Raw genomic sequence first — 3,586 nt, forward strand, 5'->3', positions numbered from 1 at the left:
CCATTAAGGGTATGAGCCGAATAAACAATCTTGTACTTTAATGTGAAATTGATGAAAGATGGGGAAGGAAAATGGAATTATTAGATAAAGTACTAGAATTAGATCGAGCGTATATAAGTACTTTTACCAAAAGACTGGACAAGTCATGGGGCACCATATTTATGAATGAAAGGCAGCCTAACTACTATGATGCGAATCATGCTCAGATTAGTGAGGTGGTCGATGATCCAGCACTGGTTGTACAGGAAGTAAGTTATTTTTACAAAGAGAAGAATATCATTCCGAGGTTTTATATTTATAATCATGAGGACAATGCAGCTTTACTTAAAGAGTTGCATCGTGCAGGGTTTCGCAGTGAGGAACTGGGAGGACCAGTGCAGCTATGGGACAATAAGCTTAAAGCTACTCCTTTAGGTGAAGATTTTTCAATCGAAGAAGTAACGGATAAGAATCTTCAAGAAGCAATCGATATTGAAATTACCATCAAGGAATTTGGCGGAGCGATCAGGGAAGTGGCATTAAAGGAAGAAATTAAGCATCCTGGATTTACTCACTTTTTGCTAAGGTATAAGGGAGTCGCGTGTTCGACTGCATGTATTTTTCATGATGGTGACCAGGCGAGGCTTGAAAGTGTTGCCACATTAGAAGAATACCGGGGAAAAGGCCTGATTGGCAAGTTGATACGCTATATCCAGCAGCAGGTCCATGATAGAGGATTCAGCCACTTATGGGTGTTCCCGATCAGCGACAAGGTCGAAAATGTATATAGCCGGTATGGATTCCAAACACTTGGTAAAATTAACACTCTCCATGCATTTGCAGGCGGGAAAAGTATCATGGAAATTCGAGAAGGAAAATAGTGATAATCATTTAATAACTCTCTTTGGAAGAAGAGAGTTTTTTTGAAGACTTACTTTTAGATTGTATTTTATAAGCAATGCAGTTTCAAAAATCACCTTCTCGATAGCTGCTCGATATTTTCTGCACAATTTCCTGTTATAAATTATTTATCACCAAAAGAGGAGAGATATTTATGAAATTTAACAGCAAATTATCAATGTTGATGATTTCCGTTTCAACTGCGCTTTTTTTATCGGCTTGTTCGGGGGATCAAGGCGAAAACGCTGGCAAGGAGAGCAGTGGTGATCATAGCAGCCATGCCAATATGGAGCATTCAGGTTCTGGGGAGATTCCAGAGGGTCTTAAGGAAGAACATAACCCAACTTATAAAGTTGGAAGCAAGGCGATCATTACCGAAGACCATATGCCGGGAATGGATGGTGCTGAAGCTACAATTGTTGGTGCCTATGACACAGTTGTTTACTCTTTGTCATATGACCCGACGAACGGCGGTCCAAGGGTAGAAAATCATAAGTGGGTCATCCATGAAGAGCTTAAGGATGCTGGGGATAAGCCATTAAAAGCTGGTGATGAGGCAATCATTAACACTGAGCATATGGAAGGCATGAAGGGTGCAAAAGCTGTAATCGATACAGCAGAGGAAACGACAGTATATATGGTTGATTTTACTCCTACTGACGGTTCTGAAAAAGTTACCAACCATCAATGGGTAACTGAGAGTGAACTTTCTCCAGCAAAATAAACGATTCATTTGACCCCTATTCTTGTTTGAATGGGGGTCTTTCATTTGTAACCATAAAAATGAACCTTCCAAAAAAAAGCAGGATTGTCTTACATATAGCCAGGGTATATATACAGTAACAAATGAGGAGGTAAGGCTCATGAATAAACTAATCAGAATGGCAATCAAATGGGGACCAGTTTTGTATCCTGTTGTGAAAAAAATGATGGATAACCGAAAATCAACTAAGCTGAAAACAACTTATTCAAAGTAAATGACAAGTAATGAACAGAAAAGCTGCACTAGGAGTCAGAATTTATGACTCCTAGTGCAGTTTTTTGTTTTGTTGGTAAATAGATCAGCGGTTCATGTTATAATGGAAAAATAAACAGAATCATTGCTCATTTTATATTTTGGACTGTCCATTATCGTTTGCCAGAGGCAAGCAGCTGGTCTATTTAAAGGAAGGTATCTATGGTCGAGGATAACATAACGAGAATTAATTTAGATGGAAAAGAATACATACTGATTGGCACGGCACACGTATCAAAGCACAGTGCGGAGCAAGTAAAGGAAGTAATTGAAGCCGAAATGCCTGATTCCGTTTGTGTTGAGCTGGATGAACAAAGGTATCAAACAATCACTGAAGGTGCCAAGTGGAAGGAAATGGACATAATCCAGGTAATCAAGCAAAAGAGAGCGTCATTGCTGTTAATGAATCTTGCCATCTCTTCTTTCCAAAACCGTATGGCTAAGGAACTTGGAATTAAAGCTGGGCAGGAAATGATCCAGGGAATCGAATCCGCTAAAGAAGTTGGCGCGAATTTAGTGCTTGCGGATAGGAATATCCAGATTACTTTTTCAAGGATTTGGGGTAATCTCGGTCTGAGAGGAAAGTCGATGCTGCTCACTCAGATCATCACAAGTATTTTTAGCCATGACAGTATTTCCGAGGAAGAATTGGAGAAGATGAAGGAGCAGGATACCATCAATGCCATGCTCAATGAATTCACTGAAAGCTTCCCGAAGTTAAAGAAGCCTTTAATTGATGAGCGCGACCAGTATCTTGCTCAAAAGATCAAGGATGCCCCTGGTGAAAAAGTTGTCGCTGTTCTTGGAGCAGCACACGTGCCAGGAATTAAAGAAGAAATCAAAAAAGAGCAGAATTTGGCGCAATTAAATGCTATTCCGCCTAAGTCTAAGTGGCCGAAAATCCTTGGCTGGGCGCTTCCAATCATGATTGTCGCACTTATTGTGATTACCTTTTTTGCAAATCCGAATGCAGGACTTGATCAATCAATAAGCTGGATACTTTGGACTGGCTCACTTTCAGCACTTGGAACTGTCATTGCGATGGGTCACCCATTAACAATCCTTACTGCGTTTGTGGCCGCACCGTTCACTGCACTGCATCCATTGCTGGCAGCAGGCTGGTTTGCTGGTCTTGCCCAAGCCTATGTTCGTCGTCCGAGCGTCAAGGACTTCGAAACTTTATCAGAAGACGTTTTTAGTGTAAAAGGATTCTGGCGCAACAAGGTAAGCCGGATCCTCCTGATTGTGGTACTTTCAAACATTGGGGCTTCATTTGGAACCTTCATTGGCGGTGCGGATGTCATTAAAACATTTTTTGAAAACTTTTAATTTAATAACCTACATCTAGGGGATGGAATCAAAATAATGATTTCATCCTTTTTGTGCCTCTAACGGATATATTTACTAGACATTTCAGAATTTTTCGGATAAGTTGTCAGTATAGTTAAATGTATAAAATTAGAAAATAGGGGTGGGTCTTTTGGTGAATTTTAAGAAACCGGATATCGAGAATTTTTATCGCACATTCAATATTCAAGCGTTTACAGTAAGCCCGGACGAAAAACAAGTCGTTTTCAGCACCAATCTTACTGGAAAGTATAATTTATGGGCAATGGATTTGCCAAATCAATATCCATACCCACTCACATTTGTTGATCAGAGCTGTCATGCATTGAGGTATTCCCAAGATGG

General features: G+C 40.2%; 3 protein-coding genes and 1 pseudogene. All 4 read left to right on the forward strand.

The annotated features are described in order from the left end of the window. The first annotated feature begins 71 nt into the window (after positions 1-71). On the forward strand, positions 72-860 hold the full coding sequence (locus tag WB217_RS10160) for a GNAT family N-acetyltransferase (protein WP_423993073.1): 789 nt from the start codon (positions 72-74) through the stop codon (positions 858-860). 173 nt (positions 861-1,033) lie between these two features. Continuing rightward, complete coding sequence (locus WB217_RS10165) at positions 1,034-1,603, forward strand: YdhK family protein (RefSeq protein WP_423993075.1); 570 nt, start codon at positions 1,034-1,036, stop codon at positions 1,601-1,603. 453 nt (positions 1,604-2,056) lie between these two features. Further along, a complete protein-coding gene (locus WB217_RS10170; RefSeq protein WP_423993077.1) occupies positions 2,057-3,223 on the forward strand; it encodes a TraB/GumN family protein in 1,167 nt (388 codons plus the stop codon). Between the two features lie 154 nt (positions 3,224-3,377). Next, positions 3,378-3,586 (forward strand): annotated as a pseudogene (locus tag WB217_RS10175) (S9 family peptidase); the annotation flags it as partial.

Source organism: Mesobacillus sp. (assembly GCF_049588175.1).
In the GTDB taxonomy this organism is placed as follows: domain Bacteria; phylum Bacillota; class Bacilli; order Bacillales; family Cytobacillaceae; genus Mesobacillus.